This window comes from Kitasatospora sp. NPDC057940, assembly GCF_042887425.1.
GTDB lineage: Bacteria > Actinomycetota > Actinomycetes > Streptomycetales > Streptomycetaceae > Kitasatospora.
The window spans coordinates 338327-360068 of the sequence record NZ_JBHVPH010000005.1; the positions used below are offsets into that span (position 1 = coordinate 338327).

Genomic DNA, 21742 nt, shown 5'->3' on the forward strand with positions numbered 1-21742 from the left:
GGGCCGTGCCCAATACCGCCTGCCCCCACACCGCCGGGCCTTACATGGGGGTCCCCCCCGGGGGGCCACACCCCCCCCCCGGGGCCGACGCACGTCAGGAGGGGCCGATGGCCGGCAGGCTCCGCAGGACGGACCGCAGGTCCTCGGGCCCGAGCCGGACACCGAAGTCCTCCGCGAGGACGGCGGCGTACCGCTCGTCGGTGAGGTCCGCCGTCTCCGTCGTGCCGTCGGCGCGGCCGACGACCAGCCGCCGGCCGTCGAGGGAGAGCCGGCGCTGCGACGTGATCCTGGACAGGTAGGCCCGGCCGGTGAACGGGGAGCGCTCGTGGGTCGAGGTGTAGTGGTTCATCACCACGCAGTCGACCTGGTGCAGCGGCAGGCCCGTCTCGAACCGGTAGAGCGGCAACCACTCGTCGGGGCGGAGGAGTTCGAGCACCCAGCAGTCCGGCTCCGAGCCGACCCGGCGGAGCCGGTGGGTCCAGCCGTCGGGCTCGGCCAGGGCGCCGTCGGTCAGCGGCAGCGGCTCCAGCGGCCCCTTGTCGCCGAAGCCGACGTCGGCGAGGAAACGCGTCCGGCCGACCGTCACCAGCAGCACCAGGTGGGTGCGTGGCAGCGGTCGGCCGGCGTTCATCAGGGCCCGGGCGGCGAGCCTGGTGACCTGGAAGCCCAGGCGTTCCAGCACCGCGGCGAAGAGCAGGTTCTGTTCGAAGCAGTAGCCGCCGCGGCCGCCGGCGACCAGCTTGGCCTGGACGCGGTCCAGGTCGAGCGGGACGCCGCGGCCGAGCGGGATGTCGAGGTTCTCGAACGGAAGGGCCAGCAGGTGGGCGCGGTGCAGCCGGCGCAGCGTCCCGGGTTCGGGGGGCAGCGGACCGGAAACACCGGTGCGGGCCAGGTAGGCCCCGACGTCGAGCAGTTCCGCTCCCCATTCGCCGGCGGCGCGGTCATCGCCCATCCTGTCGGCCCCTCTCCCGTGCGGTCCCCCGGTTTCCCGTGCGGTCCCCCGGAGACTATCCGGCGAGGATCGCCCCGGCACGGAGAACCTCGGAGATCAGGCCGCCGACGATCCGGGGGCCGTCCTGGGTGAGCACCGACTCGGCGTGGAACTGCATGGACACGAAGTGCGGGCCGCGCAGGGCGTGCACCTCGCCGGTCTCCCGGTCGCGGGCGGCCTCGACGGTGCCGACGCCGTCCACGTCGACCGTGTCGTGCGGGCTGATGGCGGCGAAGGTGTTGTAGAAGCCCACCCGCTCGCGAGCGCCGAACAGGTCGATCTCGCGCTGGACGCCCTGGTTGGGGACGTCCCGGCGGCGCAGCGGCAGGCCGAGCAGGGTGGACAGCACCTGGTGGCTGAGGCAGACCGCGACGAACGGGCGCCGCCGGGCGAGCAACTCGGCCACGGCGGAGCGCAGACCGGCGATCTTGGGGTGGTCGGCCTGCCGCGGGTCGCCCGGCCCCGGGCCCATCACGACCAGGTCGAAGCCGTCGAAGGCGTAGTTCTCGTCGAACCGACGGATCGTCACCTCCAGCCCCAGCGACTGGAGTTGGTGGCCGATCATGGCGGTGAAGGTGTCCTCGGCGTCGATCACGAGCACCCGGCGCCCGGCGAACTCGGCGAGCCGCCGGCCGCGGTCCGCGTCCCCGGCCAGCCAGAAGTCCGAGATGACGGTGTTGCGCCGCTCCAGCGCGGCCCGTACCCGGGGGTGGCCGGCGAAGGTGCGCGGGCCTCCGGCTTCCAGCGCGGCCAGCAGCCCGGCCGCCTTGGCCCTGGTCTCGGCGACCTCGGAGGCCGGGTCGGAGTGGCGCACCAGAGTGGCGCCGACCCCGATCCGGATCCGGCCGGCGGTGTCGATGTCGGCGGTGCGGATCAGGATCGCGGAGTCCATCGTGCGCCCGCCGTGCTCGTCCCGGCCGATCAGCGCGGCCACGCCGCTGTAGTAGCCGCGCCCGGCGGGCTCGTAACGGCGGATGACCCGGGCGGCGCTCTCCAGCGGGCTGCCGGTGACGGTCGGGGCGAACATCGTCTCGCGCAGGATCTCGCGCGGGTCGCGGTCGGTTCGGCCCTCGATGAGGTACTCGGTGTGCGCGAGCCGGGCCATCTCCTTGAGGTACGGGCCGACCACCCGGCCGCCGCCCTCGCAGATCCGGGCCATCATCTTGAGCTCCTCGTCGACCACCATGTAGAGCTCGTCGGCCTCCTTGCGGTCGGCGAGGAAGTCCATCACGCCGGCCAGGGTGGGGCCGGAGGCCGGGTAGCGGTAGGTGCCGCTGATCGGGTTCATCACGGCGACGCCGTCGGCCAGGCTGATGTGCCGCTCGGGGCTGGCGCCGACGAAGGTCCGCTCCCCGGTGTGCACGACGAAGGTCCAGTAGGCGCCCGCCTCGCGCTCGGTCAGCCGGCGGAAGAAGGCCAGCGCGGCGTGCAGGGTGTAGTCGCCGATCTCGGCCAGGAAGGTGCGGCGGACGACGAAGTTGGCGCCGACGCCCTGCCCGATCTCCTCGGCGACCACCCGGCGGACGATGTCGGCGTACTCCTCGTCGCCGAGGTCGAAGCGGGCGCCGGTCAGCTCGGTGGGCCGGTCCGGGATCAGCGCCAGCGCTTCGCCGAGGTCGACGGTGGCGTGCTCGGTCACCGTCATGGCGAGCAGCGGGGCGCCGTCGTCCTGGGCCTCGAAGCCGCGCTCGGCGATCTGCCGGTACGGGACCAGGACCAGGACCTCCGGGCCCGGGCGGCCGGGCTCGGGGCCCAGCGGGACACCGTCCAGCGTCTGCGCGGTGGCGACCTCGCCGAACAGGACGTCCAGCGTGCCCGGGCCGGTGGTCTCGGGCCGGTGCAGGAGGGCGAAGGCGGGCGGCCGCTCCGCGACCACCCGGCGCAGCAGTTCCTCGGTCGTCCGCCGGCTCGTCCGGTCCGTCGTCCGCCCGGCTGCCCGGTCCGTCGTCCGCTCGCTCGTCCGGTCCGTCGTCCGGTCGGTCATGCGAAGGTCTCCTTGGCGGTGATCAGCATCGCGCAGCGCGTGGCGGCGTACTCCAGGGCGAGCCGGTGGTGGGCGGCGGAGAAGTCCGCGACGGCGTCGGCGACCAGGAACGGCCGGATGTCGTTGGTGAAGGCGTCGACGGCCGTCATCAGTACGCCCACGTGGGCGTACACGCCGCACAGGATCAGCTGGTCGCGGCCCTCCTCGCGCATCCGCTGGAGCAGGTCGGAGCGGAAGAAGGCGCTGTAGCGCCACTTGGTGAGCAGCCAGTCGCCGGGGGCCGGGGCGAGCGACTCGACGACCTCGCGGTCGACCGGGTCCATCCGCATCCCGGGGCCCCAGAAGTCCAGCAGCAGCCCGCGCTGTTCGGTGGTCATGCCGCCCGGCTGGGCGGTGTAGGCGACCGGCACGCCGAGCTCGGCGGCCCGGTGGCGCAGCAGGGCGGCGTTGTGCAGCAGCTCCCGGCCGGGTGCCTCGTCCGCCGGGAAGGGGCGCAGGAAGTAGCGCTGCATGTCGTGCACGAGCAGCACCGCGCGGTCCGGGCGGACGGTCCACGACACGGTGTTGTCGGGCAGCTCGCCCGCGGTCGGCATCGGATAGGGCTCGATGGTCGGAATGCCTGCCATGCGGTGGACTCTCCTGGGGGAATGGTGAGTTGGGCGAGCCGGTCAGGCGCCGAGGCCGGCGCCGCCGTCGACGGTGAGGTCGTGCAGGGTGATGTGGCCGGCCGCGTCGGAGAGCAGGAAGAGCACGGCGGCGGCGATGTCGGCGGGGCTGGCCAGCTTGTTGAGCGGGATGCCGACCCGGAAGGCGTCCGCGCGACCGTGCAGGGTGGCCTGCGGGCCGGACTCGTCGTGCCACATCGAGGTGAGCATCGGGGTGTCGGTGGATCCGGGGGCGACGAGGTTGCAGCGGATGCCGTACCTGGCGACCTCCAGGCCGAGGCTCTTGGTGAACATCGTCGCGGCGGCCTTGGAGGCGGCGTAGGCGGCCATCTCGGTGCGCGGGGTGCGGGCGGCGTTGGAGGCGACGGTGACGATGGCGCCGCGCCCGCGCGGGATCATCCGGTCGACCACCGCGCGGGACACGTGGAAGACGCCGTTGACGTTGACCGCGAAGGTGGCCGTCCAGTCCTCGACGGAGAAGTCCCGGACCTCGCCGAGGCGCAGCACCCCGGCGGCGTTGACCAGTTGGTCCACCGGCCCGAGTTCGCGCTCCACCTGATCGACGAGCAGGTCGACGGCGCGGTGGTCGCTGACGTCCACCGGGTAGGCCTCGGCCCGCAGGCCCTCCGCGGCGAGGGCGGCGACGGTCTTGCGCAGGCCCTCCTCGTCGCGGTCCACCGCGGCCACCGCGGTGCCCTGTTCGGCCAGGGCGCGGACCACGGCCGCGCCGATGCCGCCTGCTGCCCCGGTGACCAGGGCGATCGTGTTCGTCACTGCCGGACCTCCCTCGGGGCCGGCGCGTGGCCGGCCCGTCGCTCTCTCGCTTGCTCTCGGTTGCTCTTGGCTGCTCTCGGTCGCTCTCGGTTGCTCTCAGCGCGTGGTGTGTGGCGCCGTTCCGGGCGCGGCGGGTCGGCCCTCCCAGGCGGGGACCGCTGTGACGGCCTGGCCGGGGTCGAGCCGGGGACCGCAGGAGCCGGTGAACTCGTCGCCGACGCGCGCCGGCTCGGCGGCGCGCACGGAAGGGCGTCGTGGCGAGGCTGTGGATGGCACGGGTCAGGGAGGAGCGGCAGGCGCGCGGGCCGGGTCCCGGTCCGGCAGCGGTCCGCCGGCCGCCGAACGGCTGAGGCTCTTCCAGATCCTCTGGCGTGCCACCAGGTGCCGCCAACGACCGCCCCCGCACTTCGTCAGGTGGCGGATACTCCATCAGGTGGCGGCACACTCCGTCAGATGCCGCCCCGGCACGACGGAGAACGGTGACGGCGGACCTTCGACGCGGTCCGTCCCGAGGCCGCGGACCGGCGAGATCCGGCCATCGAACGGCTCGGGCGCGCGCCCCACCCGGACGCCGTTACGGCACGGCCGGACTCCGGTGGCCCAGGCATCCCCGGGGGTGGGCGGACCACCGTACGCCGGCACCTCGTGGCATATGCCGAGGTCGGTGTGGCGGATCGGGTCGCCGGGCCCGGACGTCAGAAGCCGGTACCGGGTGCCGTCCCGCCGCCGGACCGGCCGCGCGCCACGGTCACCTCGATCAACATGTGCTCGACCTCCTCCTCGCCCTCCGGGAAGACGCCGCTGCGCACCACCCGCAGGGTGCGCCCGCATTCCTCGGCGATCCGGCGGAGCGCCGTCAGGTCGCCGCGCTCGCTGAAGTGCAGCAGCACCGAGCCGCCCGGAGCCAGCCGGCCCGGGGCCTCGACGAGGAAGCGGCGGTGGGCGGCGTAGCCCGGGTCGACGTAGCCGCGCTCGTGCATCGTCCGGTAGCGGTAGCCCTCCGGCGCGAGCACGTAGTTGGAGTGCCAGAAGACGGTGTCGAAGCGCTCCTCGGGCGCCAGCGCGGCGAACAGGTCGCTGTGCACGCCGTGGACGCGGTCGGCGACGCCGTGCCGGTGGGCGTTCATCCCGGTGTTGCGGACGGCGGCCTCGTTGATGTCGCCGGCCACCACCCGTGCGTGCCCGGCCAGTGCTGCGGCCACCGCGATGACGCCGGTGCCGCAGCCGATCTCCAGCAGCGAACCGGAGCGCCCGGCGGCCCGCGGGTCGTCCAGGCCGAGCAGGCGCATGGAGATCTCACTGGTGGGCGAGTAGACCGGGGCGAAAGTCCCTGGCAGCAGGTCCCATTCACGGCCGCAGAGCCGGAAGGTCGCGGGCCGGTGCGGGTGCTCCAGTGCGACCCTGCTCCGCTCCAGCGAACGGCGGTAGTCCCGTAGCGCCTTCATGCCGTCCGCCCGTGCCCCCCACCGTGCCAGCTGGGCGTTGTCGCCCGGACCACCGCCCCGGTGGCCACCACGCCATCCTCCTCAACCGGCGCGGACGGCGGGAAGGTGACCCGGCAACACATCGGGGACCACTCGGCGGTGCCCCCTCCACCGTCCAAACCGTGGAACCGTCCGAGCCCCACCCAAAGTGACATGATAAACACGTTGCATTACCTGGCATGTGCCAGGCAAATAGGCTGATGTGCACGGGTGGGGGTAGGGCATGGCCCAACAGGGGGTCCGTAAGCGGCCTGACGCGCTGACGGTACTGACCTTGCTGGTGGCGGAGGCACCACCGGCGCGCATCGAGTCACTGCTCGCCGAAGCCGCGCGCGACGGCGCCCGCGAGGCCGAGACGGCCGCACTGGAGCGGGCCGTCCGACTCGGACTGGACATCTGCGCCCAGCGCCGCGGGCGCCAGCAACGCGAAGCGGGCCTGTCCGCGCTGCTCGACACCGCCCGGGACCTCCTCGTCCCCGACACCCTCGACGGGGTGCTCAAGGTCGTCACCCGGCGCTCGCGCCTGCTCCTCGGCGCGGACATGGCGTACGTCAGCTTCCCCGGACCGGAGGACGGCCTGTCCTACATCCGGGCCTCGGACGGCCACACCTCCACGCTCAACGTCGGCCTCCGGCTGACCGGCGGCTCCGGACTCGGCCACGCCGCCGTCGCCAACCTCGCGCCGGTCTGGACCCCGGACTACCTCGACGACAACCGGATCCAGCACAGCACCGACATCGACGAGGTGGTCCGGGCCGAGGCGCTGCGCGCCATCATGGCCGTCCCGCTGAGCTACGGCCCGCACCCCTTCGGCGCGCTCTACGTCGCCGACCGCAACGTACGGCACTACACCCCGGAGGAGATCTCCACCACGAACCTGCTCGGCGAGCTCGCCGGCCTGGCCGTCCAGCGCGCCCTCACCCTCGACGACGCCAAGGCCACCGTGCGGACCCTGCGCGAGGAGCACGGACGCACCACCGAGTCGCTGCGGGAGCTCAGCGAGCACCGGCGCATCCACCACGAGCTGATCGAACGGGCGCTGACCGACTGCGAACTGTACGGCCTCGCCGAAGCCGTGAGCCGGAACCTGGGTGGCGCGCTGCGGATCCACGCAGCGGACGGCACCGTCCTGACCACCACCGGCCGGATGCCCGAGACCGGACCCGCCGCCGCGGAGGTGCACGCCGCCAAACGCCCGGCCCACACCGCGGACGGCCTCTGGGCGGCCCCGGTCACCGCCGGCGGCGAGATACTCGGCACCCTGGTGTTCCGCCCCGAGGACCGCCCCGCGGCCGGCATCGACGAACTGCTGCACCTGGCCGCCCAGGCGGTGGCGGTGCAGCTGCTGCGCACCGGCGACACCACCGTCGTGCAGGGCCGCGCCCACGGCGAGCTGATGGAGGACCTGCTCACCAGTGCCCAGCGCCCGCCGCAGCAGTTGGAGGAGCGCGCCCGCCGGCTCGGCATCAACCTGGCCGCGCCGCACGTGGTGGTGGTCGTCCGCCCCGAGGCCCGAGCGGTCGGCCGGGCCTGCGCCCTGGCCACGGGCCTGGCCCAGCGGCTGAACGGGCTGCGGGTCGGGCACGGCGGCAACGCCGTGCTGCTGCTGCCCGGCACCGACGCCGGCGCGACGGCCCGGGCCGTCCTGAACGAACTCGCCCCGCTGCTCAGCGAACCGGTCACGGTGGCGGCGGCCGGGCCGGTCGAGGACGCCGCCTCGGTCTACCACTGCCACCAGGAGGCGCTGCGCTGCCTGGAGGCGATGATCGCCCTCGACGCCACCGGCCGCTCGGCCTCCCCCCGGGAGCTGGGCTTCCTCGGTGTCCTGCTCGCCGACAACCGGGACGTCCGCTCCTTCGTCGACTCGGTCATCGGTCCGGTGCTCGAGTACGACCGGCAGCGGTTCACCGACCTCGGCCGCACCCTGGACGCCTACTTCGAGACCGGAGCCAGCCCCACCCGGGCCGCCCAGAAGCTCCACGTCCACCCGAACACCGTCGCCCGCCGCCTGGAACGCATCGCGGAACTGCTCGGCCCCGACTGGCAGGACCCCGGCCAGGCGCTCGAAGTCCAGCTCGCCCTACGGCTCTCGCGCGTCCGCGACCTCCTCATCAAGGACGGCCCGTCGGCGGGAGTCGACCAAGGAGCCCAAGGCCCGCCGGGGCGCGGGCGTGGTCCCGAGGAGAGCCCCTAGCTCACGCGGCGGAGCGAGCGGCCGCCGGTGTGGGAGAGGGCCACGACCGCGTGTGCGGCCGAGGCGAGGGTGACGTGGCGGTGCCAGCCGTTGAAGGAACGGCCGGTGTAGTCGCGGATGCCGGTGCGGTCCGCGATCTCGTCGAAGTCCCGCTCGACCCGGCCGATCCGCAGGCTCAGCCGGAACAGCTGGGCCGGCGTGGCGTCCGGGACGTCGGCCAGCCACAGCTCCTGCGGCCAGCGCCGGCCGGAGCTGCCCGCGCCGAGCAGCAGCAGGTCGCGGTCCGGGCCCTCCGGCCTGCGGTCCACTCCCGGGGAGCGGGCCGCCCCGGTCACCGTCCGCACCCGGACGGCACCGACCAGCGCGGTGCGCAGCCCGGCGTCCTGGCCGTGGTCGGTCCAGGTCACCATCCGCCTGCGGTCCCGGCACGCCCCGATGATCCGGTGGGCCGGCATCGCCTCCACGCCGTGCCCGGCCCCCTCGGCCGGGCGGAGCGGCAGCGTGCTGTTGATCCGCACGAGGAACGGCACCCCCGCCGCGCGCAGCCGCCGCAGCGCCTTCATCCCGTCCAGCTCCCGGACGTCCATCACCACCGGCAGCGTGGGCAGCCGCCAGTCCGAGGTCAGCTCCAGCACCGCCTCGACCGAGCAGTCGCCCAGCGTCCGGGTGTCCACGCTCGCCGGGATGGACGCCTGGCTGCGCCGCGGCACGTCGTCCAGCCACGCCCGGGACAGGTGCAGCCGCCAGTTCACCGGCATGCTCACCTCCTCGGACGCCGCCCAGACGCCCACCGCCTGCTGCGCGTTGAGCACCTGGCCGAGCGAGGAGATGAACCGGCGGTCCACGCCCACCGAGTGCTCCCCGGCCTTCGGGATGACCGTCTGCTGCACCACCCAGGCCTGCGGCGGCGCGACGGACGTCACGTAGTGCGCCAGCGCGGCGCGCACCGGGTCCCACTCCCAGGTGGAGCTGCTGATGAAGTGGTGCAGGTTCTGCTCCGTGGCCTGCCCGCCGATCAGCCGCGCGATGTTGCGCACCGACTTGCGGCCCTCCGCGCCCAGCAGCCCGCGCAGGTACTCCACACCCTTGCGGCGCTGGTCCGCCCGGGGCAGCGACGCGAACAGCGCCGGGCACAGCTCCGAGAGGACGATGTCGTGGGAACTGCCGACGCCCGGCGTGCGCCCGGGCGTTCGCGTGTCCCTGATGTGCAGGGCGAAGTCGCTCATCGAGATCCCCAACCTCTACATGGCAGACGCATCTTCAGATGGGTCGACGGTATGCAGAGGGCTCAGTCCTGGCCCAGGTGCACCGGACACACGGCTGCACGCGCGGCCTATGGCCGGACCACCGGACAGCGCGCGCGGGCAGGCGCGACCGCCCCCCGGAGCCGCCCGGTGGGGTGTGCCGGGGCCATCAGGGGCGGGCCGACCGCGCGCGAGTTGACGAACAAACGGCTTCCGTGCGGCACCCCGGCGTTGACCGGTGGAAGACTCTCCGAGCATGCGAGCAGCCTTCATCGAGGCCCTCGGGCCGCCCGAGAACATCCGCTACGGCGAACTTCCCTCCCTCCGTCCCGGGCCGACCGACATCCTGGTCGACGTCACGGCCACCACCGTCAACCCGGTGGACACCTTCGTCCGCTCCGGCCTCTTCCGCACCCCGGTCGCGTTCCCCTTCGTGATCGGCCGCGACGTGGTCGGCACCGTCGCCGCGGCCGGGCCGGCCGCCCCCGGGTTCGCCGTCGGCGACCGGGTGTGGACCAACAGCCTCGGCCACGGCGGGCGCCAGGGCGCCGCCTCCGAGCAGGTCGTCGTTCCCGCCGACCGCCTCTACCACCTCCCTGAGGGCGTCCTCCCCGAGGAGGCCGTCGCCGTCGTCCATCCCGCCGCGACCGCCTACCTCGGCCTGTTCACGCACGGCCGCCTGCGGGCCGGCGAGACCGTCCTGGTGGCCGGCGCGGCCGGGAACGTCGGCTCCGCGCTGGTCACCCTCGCCGTCGACGCCGGGGCCCGGGTCGTCGCCACCGCCTCCGCCCGGGACCTGGACAAGTGCCTCGCCCTGGGTGCGGCCGAGGCCCTGGACTACCGCGATCCGGACCTCGCCGAACGGCTCGCCCGGGCCTGTCCCGGCGGCGTCGACCTCCACCTCGACACGTCCGGGGAGAACGACCTGGCCACCGCCGTCGACCTGCTCGCCCCGCGCGGACGGATCGTCCTGCTGGCCGGCGCCCGCTCGCGGCCGGTCCTCCCGGTCGGGCCGCTCTACATGAAGGACTGCTCGATCGCCGGCTTCGTGATCTCGCACGCGACCAGCACCGAACTGGCCGAGGCCGCCGTCGGCATCAACCGCCTGCTCGCGGCCGGACGGCTGCGCCCCCTGGCGGTCGAGACCCTTCCGCTGAGCGCCGCCGCCGAGGTCCACGGCCGGATGGAACGCGGCGAGCTGCACGGCGTACGGGTGGTCCTCAGGCCCGATTCACGGGCCTGACCGGGCGGCTGCCAACCGTTGTACCGGAGGTCCGGCAGGGCCGCAACGCCCTCGTCGGGAAGCGACTTGACATATTCCGGGCCTCCGGCGCGTCCGGCCTGCGTCGCAGAACCTGGACGTGTATTGTCCTGGTTATGCGAATGGGTGAAGGAGTCGAGTGGGGCCTGCACTGCTGCCTCACCCTGGCATGGCTCGACAGCGAACAACCGGTTCCGACGGCACGGCTGGCGGCCTGGTTCGACCTGCCGCCGGCCTACCTGACCAAGCGCCTACAGGCACTGGTCCGGGCCGGCATCCTGAGCTCGACGCCGGGCTCCAAGGGCGGCTTCCGGCTGGGCCGACGGCCGGAGAAGATCACCCTGATGGACGTGGTCACCGCCATCGAGGGCCCCGACGACGTGTTCCGCTGCACCGAGATCCGCCAGCGTGCGGACGGCGGTGGCGCCATCGCACGGGAGTTCCGACAGCCGTGCGGCATCGCCACCGCGATGCGCAAGGCCGAACTGGCCTGGCGCCGCGAACTCGCCGGGCAGACGGTGGCCGACCTCATGGCCGCCGCGCCGGGCGGGGCCGCCGACCGCACCCGACGCCACTACGCCCGCATGACCGGCTGACCGCACCGCCCGACGGTCGGACCGCCTCACCGCGCGGCGACACCACAGCACATGCACCGACTCCCAAGGAGAATCCGGATGTCCAGTGTCTCGATTCCGGCCGGCCGGAAGGCTCCGGCCGAACCCGGCTCACCACCCCAGGGCGGCCTGTCCTCCACCCTCGTCCTCGCCTTAGGGACGTTCGCCGTCGGCACGGACGCCTTCGTCGTGGCCGGATTCCTCCCCTCCATGGCCCAGGACCTGCACGTCTCCCCGGCCACGGCCGGCCAGTCGATCACCGTCTTCGCCGCCGCCTACGCCGTCCTCTCCCCCGTCCTGGCCACCCTCCTCGCCCGGCTTCCCCGCCGGACCCTGCTGATCACCGCACTGTTCACGCTCGGCATCGCCAACCTCGGCTCGGCACTGGCCCCCAACATGGCCGTGCTGATCATCAGCCGCATCATCGCCGCCGCCGGCGCCGCCGCCTACACCCCCAACGCCGGAGCCGTCAGCGCCTCCCTCGTCCGCCCCGAACTGCGGGCCCGAGCCCTCGCGGTGGTCATCGGCGGCCTCACCATCGCCACCGCACTCGGCGTGCCGCTCGGCAACGCCGCCAGCCACTGGCTGGGCTGGCGCACCGCCCTCGGCCTCGTCGCCGGACTCTGCCTGCTCGTCGCCGTGATACTGCGCCTGATCATGCCGTGGCTCCCCGGCAACGTCCGGGTGCCGCTGCGCACCCGCCTCGCCGTCCTGCGCCGGCCGGCCGTCCTCGCCGTCCTGCCGCTCACCATCCTCGGCATGGGCGCCAGCTACACCGCGTACGCCTACAGCGTGCCCATGCTGGAAGCCGTCAAGGTGCCCGAGAGCTCCATCCTGTGGATGCTCTTCCTGTACGGCCTCGGCGCCGTCATCGGCAACCTCGCCGCGGGCTACACCACCGACCGCTGGGGCTCCACCAAGGTCCTGGTCGTCGGCTACACCGCCATGGTCGTCGCCCTCGGGTCCCTCGCCTGGCTCGCCGCCTCCGACTCCGACCTCAAGCCCGTCGTCGGCCTGCTGGTCCTCCTCTGGGGCGCCAGCAGCTGGTGCCAGACACCCCCGCAGCAGCACCGCCTGATCGAGGTCGCCCCCCAGGAGGCCCCGCTGGTGGTCTCCCTCAACTCCTCCTCCATCTACCTCGGCATCGGCCTCGGCACCATCATCGGCGGCTCCACCCTCGGCGCCGGCGCCGCGACCGTGTACGGCCTGGGCGCGACCATCGCCGCCATCGCCCTGATCTTCCTCCTCTTCACCCGCCACTCGCCCACGAACAAGGGCTGAGGTGCGAGACACTCCTTGCGGGCCGGTCAACTCCCTTCCGGCCGCCGCTTCCTGACGGCACGGCGTCGCACCGAGCGCTGAAACACCCCTCAGCACGCGACGACCGACGACCGGCGCGGAGACAGACCCTGCTGCCCCGGTTTCCCCGACACGTCCCTGGCCGCCCAACGGCGCCGCGCACCGCAGCGGCCCCGGCCACGGACACCACCCCGCACTCCCCGCGGGACCACCACGTCGACGAAACCGAGAGATTGCCAGATGACCCAGCTGACCGAATCCCCCGTGACCACCCACAGCACCGAGACCACCGAACCGACCCCCGTGCCGGTCACCCCCGACCCACGGACCGGGCTCGTGGAGCCCGGGATGACCGGCGCCCAGGCATTGATCCGTTCCCTCGAAGAGGCCGGAGTGAACACCGTCTTCGGCATCCCGGGCGGGGCCATCCTTCCCGCGTACGACCCGCTGATGGACTCGGCCAAGGTGCGCCACATCCTGGTCCGGCACGAGCAGGGCGCAGGCCACGCCGCCACCGGATACGCCCAGGCCACCGGCCGGGTCGGGGTCTGCATGGCCACCTCCGGCCCGGGCGCGACCAACCTGGTGACCCCGATCGCCGACGCCTACATGGACTCCGTGCCGATCGTCGCGATCACCGGCCAGGTCCCCTCGACCCTGATCGGAAGGGACGCCTTCCAGGAGGCGGACATCTGCGGCATCACGATGCCGATCACCAAGCACAACTACCTGGTCACCGACCCCGACGAGATCCCCCGGGTGATCGCCGAGGCCTTCCACATCGCCGCCACCGGCCGCCCCGGCCCCGTCCTGGTCGACATCACCAAGGACGCCCTCCAGGGCCTGACGACGCATCGCCAGGTCGAGCTCTCGCTGCCCGGCTACCGTCCGGTCACCAAGCCGCACGCCAAACAGATCCGCGAGGCCGCGAAGATGCTGGTGGGCGCCAAGCGCCCGGTGCTGTACGTCGGCGGCGGCGTGATCAAGGCGCAGGCCACCGCCGAGCTGCGGATCCTGGCCGAGCTGACCGGTGCCCCGGTGGTCACCACCCTGATGGCGCTCGGTGCCTTCCCCGACAGCCACCCGCAGCACCTGGGCATGCCCGGCATGCACGGCTCCGTCCCGGCCGTGACCGCGCTGCAGAAGGCCGACCTGCTCTTCACCCTCGGCGCCCGCTTCGACGACCGCGTCACCGGCAAGCTGGACGGTTTCGCCCCGTACGCCAAGGTCGTCCACGCGGACATCGACCCGGCCGAGATCGGCAAGAACCGCCCGGCCGACGTGCCGATCGTCGGGGACGCCCGCGAGGTGCTGGCCGACCTGATCGTGGCCGTCCAGGCCGAGTTCGACGCCGGCCACAAGGGCGACTACTCGCAGTGGTGGGAGAAGCTCGACGCGTGGAAGAAGACCTACCCGCTGGGCTACGAGCCGGCCCCGGCCGGCCGGCTCTCCCCGCAGCAGGTCATCGAGCGCATCGGCCGGCTCGTCGGCCCGGAAGCCATCTACGCCGCGGGCGTCGGCCAGCACCAGATGTGGAGCTCGCAGTTCATCCGCTTCGAGAAGCCGGGCACCTGGCTCAACTCGGGCGGCGCGGGCACCATGGGCTACGCCGTCCCGGCCGCGATGGGCGCCAAGGCCGGCCGGCCGGACACCGCGGTCTGGGCGATCGACGGCGACGGCTGCTTCCAGATGACCAACCAGGAACTCGCCACCTGCGCCCTGAACGACATCCCGATCAAGGTCGCGGTCATCAACAACGGCTCGCTCGGCATGGTCCGCCAGTGGCAGACGCTGTTCTACAACCAGCGCTACTCCAACACCGTGCTGCACGCCGGCTCCGACCACGACGGCATCGCGCCGCCGGCCCAGGGCACCCGGATCCCCGACTTCGTGCTGCTGTCCGAGGCGATGGGCTGCGTCGGCCTGCGCTGCGAGCGCCCCGAGGACCTGGACGCCGTCATCAAGCAGGCGATGGAGATCAACGACCGCCCGGTCGTCATCGACTTCATCGTCCACCAGGACGCCATGGTCTGGCCGATGGTCGCCGCCGGCACCAGCAACGACGAGATCCAGTTCGCCAAGGGCGTCCGCCCCGACTTCGGCGACGACCTCGACTAACGCCCCCCCTGAACCCCGGTCGTAGGCCCTCGACCCCCGCGAGGGCCTACGACCGGCCTTTTTGTGCCCAGGACCTCGTGCCGTTCGGGCGGACGGCCGTTGGAGCGGGCCGCTCAGCGGGTCGCCGACGCCGACCAGGAGAGCAGGAGGCGCAGGGCGTCGTCCGACGGGGTGTGCGGGTCGGCGGTGTAGGTGACGAGGGCCTGGTCGGGGTCGTCGGCGGGGCGGAGCGTGTCGTAGGCCAGGTCGAGGGGGCCGGCGATGGGGTGGTGGAAGAGCTTGCGGCCGGAGGTCTTGTCGGCGACCGGGTGTTCGGCCCAGAGGTGGCGGAACTCCTCGCTGTGGACGCAGAGTTGGCCGACGAGTTCGGCGAGGAGGGGGTCGTGGGGGCGGCGGCCGGCCTCCAGGTGGAGGAAGGCGACGTTCTCGCGGGCGCAGGCCGTCCAGTCGCCGTAGAGCTCGCGCGAGGCCGGGTCGAGGAAGGTGCCGCGGGCGATGTTGCGCTCCTCGACCGGCAGGGCACCGTAGTCGCCGAACAGCGCGACGGCCGCGCGGTTCCAGGCCAGGACGTCCATCCGGTGGCCCATCACCAGGGCCGGGACGTGGTCGAGCTGGTCGAGCAGGCGCAGCAGGGAGGGGCGGGGCTGCTGCGGGGCGGTGCGGCGGCGGGGCGCACGGCGGGTGGGGCGGGCGAGGCGGTGGAGGTGGCCGGACTCGTCGGGGGCGAGCTGCAGGGCGCGGGCGACGGCGTCGAGGACGGCTTCGGAGGGGTTGCCGACGCGGCCCTGTTCGAGGCGGGTGTAGTAGTCGACGCTGACCCCGGCGAGGTGGGCGAGCTCCTCGCGGCGGAGCCCGGCGACCCGGCGGCGGCCGCCGTAGTCGGGCAGGTCGACGTCCTCGGGCCGCAGCTGGGCGCGGCGGGTGCGGAGGAACTCGCTCAGGGCACTGGTCGGGTTCATGGGGATGATTCTCGCCCGGAGGCGGGCGGCCGTGCCTGGCCCTGCCAGGACCAGGCACGGCTTGTACCGGGGCCGCCGGGGATCGGCCGGACGTCAGCCCGCGACGGCCTGGACGGCGGGCACCAGGCCGCCGTCGACGACGATGTCCTGGGACGTGATGTAGGAGGACCGGTCGGAGAGCAGGAAGGCGACGGTTTCGGCGACGTCCTCGGCCCGGCCCAGGCGGCCGAGCGGGATGCGCGCGCGGATCGGCTCGTGGGCGGCCGGGTCGGGGATCACCGCGTGGAACATCTCGGTGGCGATGTAGCCGGGGCTGACGGAGTTGACCCGGATGCCGCGCGCGGCGAGGCCGCTGCCGAGGGTGCGGGCGAGGCTGAGGACGGCCGCCTTGGTCGCGGCGTAGACGGGGGCGTCGGGCAGGCCGCGGTGCGGGGTCCAGGAGGCGTTGAGCACGACGGAGCCGCCGCCGGCCGCCTCCAGCAGGGGCAGGGCGTGCTGGACGGTGAAGAACACGCCCTTGAAGTTGACGTCGACGGTGTGGTCGAAGTCGCCCTCGGTGACGTCGGCGACGGGCTGGAAGACGCCGACGCCCGCGTTGGCGAAGACGCCGTCGAGCGCGCCGTGGCGCTCCCGGACGGTGGCGGCGAGCCGGGCGAGGTCGGCCGGGACGGCGACGTCGGCGCGGACGGCGAGCAGCCGGTCGCCGCCGTCGAGCCGTTCGGCGGCGTGGGCGAGCCGGGCGTCGTCACGGCCGGTGATGACCACCCGGGCGCCGGCGGCGAGGAGGCGGCGGGCGGTGGCGAGGCCCATGCCGCTGGTGCCGCCGGTGATCAGGACGGTGCGGTCGGCGAACTCCCGGGAGGGAGCGATTTCGGACGGGGCGTTGTCGGTCATGGCACCCACTCTCCCGACAGCCGTGGAACCGGGGCCAGGCCCGGCCCGACCCTGGGTCCGGAAGAACCACCCTGCACCGGGAATCGACGGCGCCACCGGGTGGTTGGGGCAGGACGAGAAGCGTGTGACACTCGCGAACAGGGGTCTGACATGAAGATCGGCATCATCGGTGCGGGCAACATCGGCGGCAACCTGACCCGACGGCTGACGGCGCTCGGACACGACGTCTCGGTGGCCAACTCGCGCGGTCCGCAGTCGCTGGCCGCCCTCGCCGAGGAGACGGGCGCGACGGCCGTGCCGGCCACCGAGGCGGCGCGCGGGGCACAGGTCGTGGTGGTGACGGTGCCGCTGAAGAACGTGCCGGACCTGCCGGCCGGGCTGCTGGACGGCGCGGCCGAGGGCGCGGCCGTGATCGACACCGGCAACTACTACCCGCAGCAGCGCGACGGCCGGATCGACGCGATCGAGGACGACGGGCTGACCGAGAGCCGGTGGACGGAGCGGCACCTCGGCCACCCCGTGGTGAAGGCGTTCAACGGCACCTACGCGCAGGACCTGCTGGAGCGGCCGCGCCCGGAGGGCGACCCGGAGCGGATCGCCGTGCCGGTGGCGGCGGACGACGAGGCGGCCAAGCGCGTGGTGCGGGCGCTGATCGACGAGCTGGGCTTCGACACGGTGGACGCGGGCGGGATCGACGAGTCCTGGCGCCAGCAGCCGGGCACGCCGGTGTACGGGCTGCGCGCCGGGGTGGAGGCGGTCACCCGGGCGCTCGCGGAGGCTTCTCCGGAGCGCCCGGCGGACCACAAGGCGTGACCTCGGGAAGGCGTGCTTCCCGGGAGGCCGTGACCCGCGCCGACCTCGACGGGCCCGGTCAGCCCGTGCGGCGGGCCCCCTCGGCCGGGACGGCGGTGAGGGTGCGCGGGGCGGCGTAGCCGGCCGCGCGGAACGCGGTGGTGACGGCGGCGGCGACGGTGTCGGCGGCCGGTGCGTCGACGAGGGCGATCACCGAGCCGCCGAAGCCGCCGCCGGTCATCCGCGCGCCGTGGGCGCCGGCGGCGAGGGCGGCCTCGACGGCGAGGTCGGTCTCGGGGCAGGAGACCCGGTAGTCGTCGCGCAGCGAGGCGTGGCCGGCGGTGAGGATCGGGCCGAGCTCGGCGGGCCGACCGGCGTCCAGGTGGGCGACGGCGGCCGTGACGCGCTCGTTCTCGGTGACCACGTGGCGCACCAACGGCCTCAGCTCCTCCGGGAGTCGGGGCAGCGCGGCCGGCAGGCCGGCGGGCGTCAGCTCGCGCAGCGCGGGCAGCCCGAGCAGCGCGGCCGCCCGCTCGCAGCCGGCCCGCAGGGCGGCGTAGGCGCCGTCGCCGAGGTCGTGCTTGACCCGGGTGTCGAGGACCAGCAGGGCGAGGCCGGCACCGGCGAGGTCCAACGGGACCTGCCGCATCGCCAGGTCCCGGCTGTCGAGGTGCAGGGCGGCGCCCGGGCGGCAGCACATCGAGGCCATCTGGTCCATGATCCCGCAGGGGACGCCGACGAAGTCGTTCTCGGCCCGCTGTGCGATCAGGGCGAGTTCGGGGGCGGACAGCCCGAGCCCGTACAGGTCGTTGTACGCGATCGCGACGACGCATTCCAGGGCGGCCGAGGAGGACAGCCCGGCACCACTGGGCACGTCGCTCTCCAGCCGGAACTCGGCACCGCCGACGGGGTGCCCGGCCTCGCGCAGCGCCCACACCACGGCGGCGGGGAAGGCCGCCCAGCCGGGCACCGAGCCCGGGGCCAGGTCCGCGACGGCCAGGTCGGCGACCACCCCGTCGCCCTGGGCGGACCAGAGCCGCAGCCGGCCGTCGTCGCGGCGCCGGGCCTGGGCGCGGACGGCCTGCGGGAGGGCGATCGGCAGCACGAACCCGAGGTTGTAGTCGGTGTGTTCGCCGATCAGGTTGACCCGGCCGGGGGCGGCCCACTCCCCCTCGGGGGCGTGGCCGTGGAGCTCCTCGAAGGAGGCCACGGGGGTGTTCACAGGAGCCTCCACAGGCGTGTTCACGGGCGCACTCACGGGCGTGGTCACAGGGCTACCTCCCGCAGCCGGCGGGCCGCGTCCTCGGGGGTGACGTCGTTGACGAAGGCGTCCATACCGGATTCCACCCCGGCCAGGAACTTGAGCTTGTCGGCCGCGCGCCGGATGGTGAACAGCTCCAAGTGGAGGGCGAGTTCGTCCTCCTGGCCGGCGGGCGCCTGGTGCCAGGCGGAGATGTACGGGGTGCGGCCGGCACCGAAGAGGCGGTCGAAGCGGCGCAGCAACTCCAGGTAGAGGCCCGGGAATTCGGCGCGCTGCGACTCGTCCAGGCCGGTCAGGTCGGCGACCCGGCGGTGCGGGTAGAGGTGCACCTCGTACGGCCAGCGGGCGGCGAAGGGGACGAAGGCCGTCCAGCGCTCGCCGGCGAGCACCACCCGGGTACCGTCGGCGCGTTCGGCGGCGAGCAGGTCGTCGAAGAGGCTGCGGCCGGTGGCGGCGCGGTGTTCGGCGGCGCGCGCGGCCATCCGGGCGGTGCGCGGGGTGGTGAAGGGGAAGGCGTAGATCTGGCCGTGCGGGTGGGCGAGGGTGACGCCGATCTCGGCGCCCCGGTTCTCGAAGCAGTAGACCTGCCGGACGCCGGGGAGGGCGGCGAGTTCGGCGGTGCGGTCGGTCCAGGCGTCGAGGACGAGGCGGGCCCGCCGCTCGTCGAGGTCGGCGAAGGAGGCGTCGTGGTCGGCGGTGAAGCAGACCACCTCGCAGCGCCCGGCGCCGGGGCCGCTGACCCGCAGTCCGTCGACGCCTTCCAGCGCCGCCGGGGGGCCGGCCAGCGAGGGGAAGCGGTTCTCGAAGACGGCCACCTGGTAGTCGTCGGCGGGGATCTCGCTGTGCCGGCCGTCCCGGGAGGGGCAGAGCGGGCACTCCTCGGCGGGGGGCTGGTAGGTGCGGGCCTGGCGGTGCGCGGCGACGGTGACCCAGGCTCCGGTGGCCGGGTCGAGCCGGACCTCGGAGCCGTGGGCGGGCGGGTCGAGCGGGCGCCGGTCGACGGCGTCCCGGGGGACGGCCTCGCCGCTGTCGTAGTAGATCAGCTGTCGCCCGTCCGCGAGTGTGGTCGCGGTCCTGGCGGTGGGCTGGGTCAGGGTCCCGGCCATGGCCTTCTTCCCTCTATCCGACACGAAACAACAATATCCAACATTATCCATCAGGCCTGGCTGTCCGGAAGGGGTCCGCGCCTGCCATGATGGCGGTGACCGTGGCCCGCCGTTCGGCCAGTCGAACGACCGGACGGACGGCCGGCCGAACGGCCACGCGGACCACACCGACCCGAGGAGCCCCCCGATGGCTGACAGCGCCCAACCGCTCGCCGGACAGCGCCGCGTGCTGATCCTGGAGCGGGTCCGCGCGCGCGGCGGCGTCCGGGTGACCGAACTGGTCCGGGACCTCGGGGTGTCCGACATGACCATCCGCCGCGACCTGGACGCGCTGGCCCGCCGCGGGCTGGTGCACAAGGTGCACGGCGGGGCGGTGCGGACGGAGGCGGCGGCCAGCGGCGAGCCCGGGTTCGAGACCAAGGCCAACTGGCAGCTGCCCGCCAAGGAGGCCATCGCCCGGGCCGCCGCCGCCCTGGTGCCGCCCGGCTCGGCGGTCGGCCTGGCCGCCGGGACGACCACCTTCGCGGTCGCCCGGCAGCTGCGCGCCGTCGAGGGCCTCACCGTCGTCACCAACTCGTTGCGGATCGCGGAACTGCTGGAGGAACCCGACGAGGACGGCACCCCCGCCACCGCGACGGTGATCCGCACCGGCGGCGTCCGCACGCCCTCCGACGCGCTGGTCGGGCCGGTCGCCGACCAGGCGATCCGCTCGCTGCACGTCAACGTGCTGGTCATGGGCTGCCACGGCCTCTCGGCCGAGACCGGGCTGACCACCCCGAACCTGGCCGAGGCGGAGACCAACCGGACCTTCCTGCAGTCCGCCCGCCGGGTCGTCGTGGTGGCCGACCACACCAAGTGGAACGCGGTCGGCCTGGCCTCCTTCGCCGCGCTGGAGCAACTGGACGTGCTGGTCACCGACGACGCGCTGGCGACCGAACACCGGGCGGCGGCGGCCCAGTTGGTCGGCGAGCTGATCGTCGCCCCGACCGGGGAGCAGGGCCACCAGGTCTGACGGGGACTACGGATCCGTCCGGGAACTCGCCCGCACCACCAGCTCGGCGGCCAGCTCCAACCCGCCCGCCGGCGCCGCCTCCCCCCGCACCTGGCCGAGCAGCCGCTCCACCAGGGCGGCGGCGATCGTCCGCAGCGGGAGCCGCACCGAGGTCAGCGCCGGGTGCAGGTGGCGGCAGAGCGGCGTGTCGTGGAAGCCGGTGACCGCCACCCCCGCCGGCCCGACCGCCAGTCCCTCCGCCCGGACCGCCTCGTAGACGTCCAGCGCCAGCAGGTCGCTGCCCGCCGCGAAGGCCGTCGGCCGCTCGGGCCCGCGCAGCAGCTCCCGCACGGCCGCGACGTCCGGCCGCGCCGCCGTCACCGCGGACAGGCCCAGCCGGGCCGCCTCGGCGAGGAAGCCCGCCCGCCGGGCGGCCATCCACGGCAGGTCCTCGGCGCGGCCGACGTACCCGATCCGGCGGTGGCCGAGCGCCGCCAGGTGCCGCACCACCACGGCCATCGCCGTGTCGTTGGCGATGTCGACCCAGTGCTGGGGCTGCCCCGGGCCCGTCCGCCCGAAGGCGACGAACGGGAGGCCGGCCCGGACGACGTGCCCGATCCGGGGGTCGTCGCCCAGCACGTCCGCCAGCACCAGCCCGTCGACCTGACGGGCCGCCACCAGCTCGTCGATGGCCGCCAGCGGGCCGGCTGCCCCCTGGGCCCCGCCCTCGGCCGCGCCCCGCCCCGGACGGAACAGCAGCACCCGCTGCCCCTGCGCCCCCGCCGCGTCGACCAGCGCCTCCAGGAAGCCGGCCATCAGCGGGTTGGGGTCGAACGGGTCGTCCACCGGGGCGAGGTAGCCGAGGGTGCGCCGGGCGCCGCTGCGCAGCGAGCGCGCCGACTGGTCGGGCTGGTAGCCGAGTTCGCGGATCGCCGCGGTCACCCGGGCCAGCGTGTCCGGGCGGACCCGCTGGGGGGCGTTGAGCGCGTTGGAGACGGTCTGCCGGGACACCCCGGCCGCGCGGGCCACCTCCTCGATGGTGGTGGCGCCGCGGCGCGGTCGGGGTGTTCCCTCGGGCATCGGAGGCTCCAGGACGGCTGCTCGGGTCTGA

General features: G+C 74.1%; 18 protein-coding genes. 7 read left to right on the forward strand and 11 right to left on the reverse strand.

The window, feature by feature from the left end:
• Positions 1-94: 94 nt before the first annotated feature.
• The 5 genes from ACFVTF_RS11780 to ACFVTF_RS11800 all read right to left on the reverse strand — a co-directional run bounded on the left by ACFVTF_RS11780 (position 95) and on the right by ACFVTF_RS11800 (position 5859).
• A complete protein-coding gene (locus tag ACFVTF_RS11780; RefSeq protein ID WP_387812363.1) occupies positions 95-952 on the reverse strand; it encodes an arylamine N-acetyltransferase in 858 nt (285 codons plus the stop codon).
• Positions 953-1007: 55 nt separating this feature from the next.
• On the reverse strand, positions 1008-2975 hold the full coding sequence (locus ACFVTF_RS11785) for an anthranilate synthase family protein (protein ID WP_387812366.1): 1968 nt from the start codon (positions 2973-2975) through the stop codon (positions 1008-1010).
• A complete protein-coding gene (locus tag ACFVTF_RS11790; protein ID WP_387812369.1) occupies positions 2972-3601 on the reverse strand; it encodes an isochorismatase family protein in 630 nt (209 codons plus the stop codon). The genes ACFVTF_RS11785 and ACFVTF_RS11790 overlap by 4 nt, the downstream gene beginning before the upstream one ends.
• Positions 3602-3643: 42 nt before the next feature.
• Positions 3644-4414 (reverse strand): 2,3-dihydro-2,3-dihydroxybenzoate dehydrogenase, encoded by a 771-nt coding sequence (locus ACFVTF_RS11795; protein WP_387812372.1) that lies wholly within the window; start codon positions 4412-4414, stop codon positions 3644-3646.
• A gap of 695 nt (positions 4415-5109) precedes the next feature.
• Positions 5110-5859 (reverse strand): 50S ribosomal protein L11 methyltransferase, encoded by a 750-nt coding sequence (locus ACFVTF_RS11800; protein WP_387812375.1) that lies wholly within the window; start codon positions 5857-5859, stop codon positions 5110-5112.
• A gap of 319 nt (positions 5860-6178) precedes the next feature.
• On the opposite strand from ACFVTF_RS11800, the gene ACFVTF_RS11805 reads away from it, so the two are divergent.
• Positions 6179-8092, forward strand: a complete 1914-nt coding sequence (locus tag ACFVTF_RS11805; protein WP_387812555.1) for a helix-turn-helix domain-containing protein — start codon at positions 6179-6181, stop codon at positions 8090-8092.
• On the opposite strand, the gene ACFVTF_RS11810 is transcribed toward ACFVTF_RS11805, so the two are convergent.
• Positions 8089-9318, reverse strand: coding sequence for an IS701 family transposase (locus tag ACFVTF_RS11810; protein ID WP_387812378.1), 1230 nt, complete (start codon positions 9316-9318; stop codon positions 8089-8091). The genes ACFVTF_RS11805 and ACFVTF_RS11810 overlap by 4 nt on opposite strands.
• Positions 9319-9592: 274 nt before the next feature.
• Here ACFVTF_RS11810 and ACFVTF_RS11815 point away from each other — a divergent pair, with 274 nt between their 5' ends.
• The 4 genes from ACFVTF_RS11815 to ACFVTF_RS11830 all read left to right on the forward strand — a co-directional run bounded on the left by ACFVTF_RS11815 (position 9593) and on the right by ACFVTF_RS11830 (position 14628).
• Positions 9593-10579 carry an NADPH:quinone reductase gene (locus ACFVTF_RS11815; protein WP_387812381.1) on the forward strand — a complete coding sequence of 329 codons (987 nt, stop codon included), beginning with the start codon at positions 9593-9595 and terminating at the stop codon, positions 10577-10579.
• A gap of 134 nt (positions 10580-10713) precedes the next feature.
• Complete coding sequence (locus tag ACFVTF_RS11820) at positions 10714-11193, forward strand: RrF2 family transcriptional regulator (RefSeq protein ID WP_387812383.1); 480 nt, start codon at positions 10714-10716, stop codon at positions 11191-11193.
• Between the two features lie 78 nt (positions 11194-11271).
• Entirely contained in the window at positions 11272-12492 is a 1221-nt protein-coding gene (locus ACFVTF_RS11825) for an MFS transporter (protein ID WP_387812386.1), read from the forward strand.
• A 366-nt stretch (positions 12493-12858) separates the two neighbouring features.
• Complete coding sequence (locus ACFVTF_RS11830) at positions 12859-14628, forward strand: acetolactate synthase large subunit (protein WP_387812558.1); 1770 nt, start codon at positions 12859-12861, stop codon at positions 14626-14628.
• A 113-nt stretch (positions 14629-14741) separates the two neighbouring features.
• Here ACFVTF_RS11830 and ACFVTF_RS11835 read toward each other — a convergent pair whose 3' ends face one another.
• Together ACFVTF_RS11835 and ACFVTF_RS11840 are read right to left on the reverse strand one after the other, a co-directional pair.
• Positions 14742-15587, reverse strand: coding sequence for a helix-turn-helix transcriptional regulator (locus tag ACFVTF_RS11835; protein WP_363626180.1), 846 nt, complete (start codon positions 15585-15587; stop codon positions 14742-14744).
• A 93-nt stretch (positions 15588-15680) separates the two neighbouring features.
• Positions 15681-16481, reverse strand: coding sequence for an SDR family NAD(P)-dependent oxidoreductase (locus ACFVTF_RS11840; protein WP_387812390.1), 801 nt, complete (start codon positions 16479-16481; stop codon positions 15681-15683).
• Positions 16482-16631: 150 nt separating this feature from the next.
• Between ACFVTF_RS11840 and ACFVTF_RS11845 the strand changes: the two genes are divergently transcribed.
• Positions 16632-17294 (forward strand): NADPH-dependent F420 reductase, encoded by a 663-nt coding sequence (locus tag ACFVTF_RS11845; RefSeq protein WP_387812393.1) that lies wholly within the window; start codon positions 16632-16634, stop codon positions 17292-17294.
• Between the two features lie 58 nt (positions 17295-17352).
• Here ACFVTF_RS11845 and galK read toward each other — a convergent pair whose 3' ends face one another.
• Together galK and galT are read right to left on the reverse strand one after the other, a co-directional pair.
• Positions 17353-18495: a galactokinase gene (galK, locus tag ACFVTF_RS11850; RefSeq protein ID WP_387812396.1), complete on the reverse strand. Its 1143-nt coding sequence runs from the start codon at positions 18493-18495 to the stop codon at positions 17353-17355.
• A 44-nt stretch (positions 18496-18539) separates the two neighbouring features.
• The gene (gene galT, locus ACFVTF_RS11855; RefSeq protein WP_387812398.1) at positions 18540-19640 is read right to left on the reverse strand and encodes a galactose-1-phosphate uridylyltransferase; all 1101 of its coding nucleotides are present in this window, start codon (positions 19638-19640) and stop codon (positions 18540-18542) included.
• A gap of 187 nt (positions 19641-19827) precedes the next feature.
• Here galT and ACFVTF_RS11860 point away from each other — a divergent pair, with 187 nt between their 5' ends.
• A complete protein-coding gene (locus ACFVTF_RS11860; RefSeq protein ID WP_387812401.1) occupies positions 19828-20652 on the forward strand; it encodes a DeoR/GlpR family DNA-binding transcription regulator in 825 nt (274 codons plus the stop codon).
• 6 nt (positions 20653-20658) lie between these two features.
• On the opposite strand, the gene ACFVTF_RS11865 is transcribed toward ACFVTF_RS11860, so the two are convergent.
• Entirely contained in the window at positions 20659-21711 is a 1053-nt protein-coding gene (locus tag ACFVTF_RS11865) for a LacI family DNA-binding transcriptional regulator (protein ID WP_387812404.1), read from the reverse strand.
• Between the last annotated feature and the right edge of the window lie 31 nt (positions 21712-21742).

Excerpts from the sequence above, each read along its gene's own strand:
- ACFVTF_RS11780 (WP_387812363.1), bottom strand. The coding sequence starts at position 952 with ATGGGCGATGACCGCGCCGCCGGCGAATGGGGAGCGGAACTGCTCGAC.
- ACFVTF_RS11785 (WP_387812366.1), bottom strand. The coding sequence starts at position 2,975 with ATGACCGACCGGACGACGGACCGGACGAGCGAGCGGACGACGGACCGG.
- ACFVTF_RS11790 (WP_387812369.1), bottom strand. The coding sequence starts at position 3,601 with ATGGCAGGCATTCCGACCATCGAGCCCTATCCGATGCCGACCGCGGGC.
- ACFVTF_RS11800 (WP_387812375.1), bottom strand. The coding sequence starts at position 5,859 with ATGAAGGCGCTACGGGACTACCGCCGTTCGCTGGAGCGGAGCAGGGTC.
- ACFVTF_RS11810 (WP_387812378.1), bottom strand. The coding sequence starts at position 9,318 with ATGAGCGACTTCGCCCTGCACATCAGGGACACGCGAACGCCCGGGCGC.
- ACFVTF_RS11815 (WP_387812381.1), top strand. The coding sequence starts at position 9,593 with ATGCGAGCAGCCTTCATCGAGGCCCTCGGGCCGCCCGAGAACATCCGC.
- ACFVTF_RS11820 (WP_387812383.1), top strand. The coding sequence starts at position 10,714 with ATGCGAATGGGTGAAGGAGTCGAGTGGGGCCTGCACTGCTGCCTCACC.
- ACFVTF_RS11825 (WP_387812386.1), top strand. The coding sequence starts at position 11,272 with ATGTCCAGTGTCTCGATTCCGGCCGGCCGGAAGGCTCCGGCCGAACCC.
- ACFVTF_RS11830 (WP_387812558.1), top strand. The coding sequence starts at position 12,859 with ATGACCGGCGCCCAGGCATTGATCCGTTCCCTCGAAGAGGCCGGAGTG.
- ACFVTF_RS11835 (WP_363626180.1), bottom strand. The coding sequence starts at position 15,587 with ATGAACCCGACCAGTGCCCTGAGCGAGTTCCTCCGCACCCGCCGCGCC.
- ACFVTF_RS11840 (WP_387812390.1), bottom strand. The coding sequence starts at position 16,481 with ATGACCGACAACGCCCCGTCCGAAATCGCTCCCTCCCGGGAGTTCGCC.
- ACFVTF_RS11845 (WP_387812393.1), top strand. The coding sequence starts at position 16,632 with ATGAAGATCGGCATCATCGGTGCGGGCAACATCGGCGGCAACCTGACC.
- galT (WP_387812398.1), bottom strand. The coding sequence starts at position 19,640 with ATGGCCGGGACCCTGACCCAGCCCACCGCCAGGACCGCGACCACACTC.
- ACFVTF_RS11860 (WP_387812401.1), top strand. The coding sequence starts at position 19,828 with ATGGCTGACAGCGCCCAACCGCTCGCCGGACAGCGCCGCGTGCTGATC.
- ACFVTF_RS11865 (WP_387812404.1), bottom strand. The coding sequence starts at position 21,711 with ATGCCCGAGGGAACACCCCGACCGCGCCGCGGCGCCACCACCATCGAG.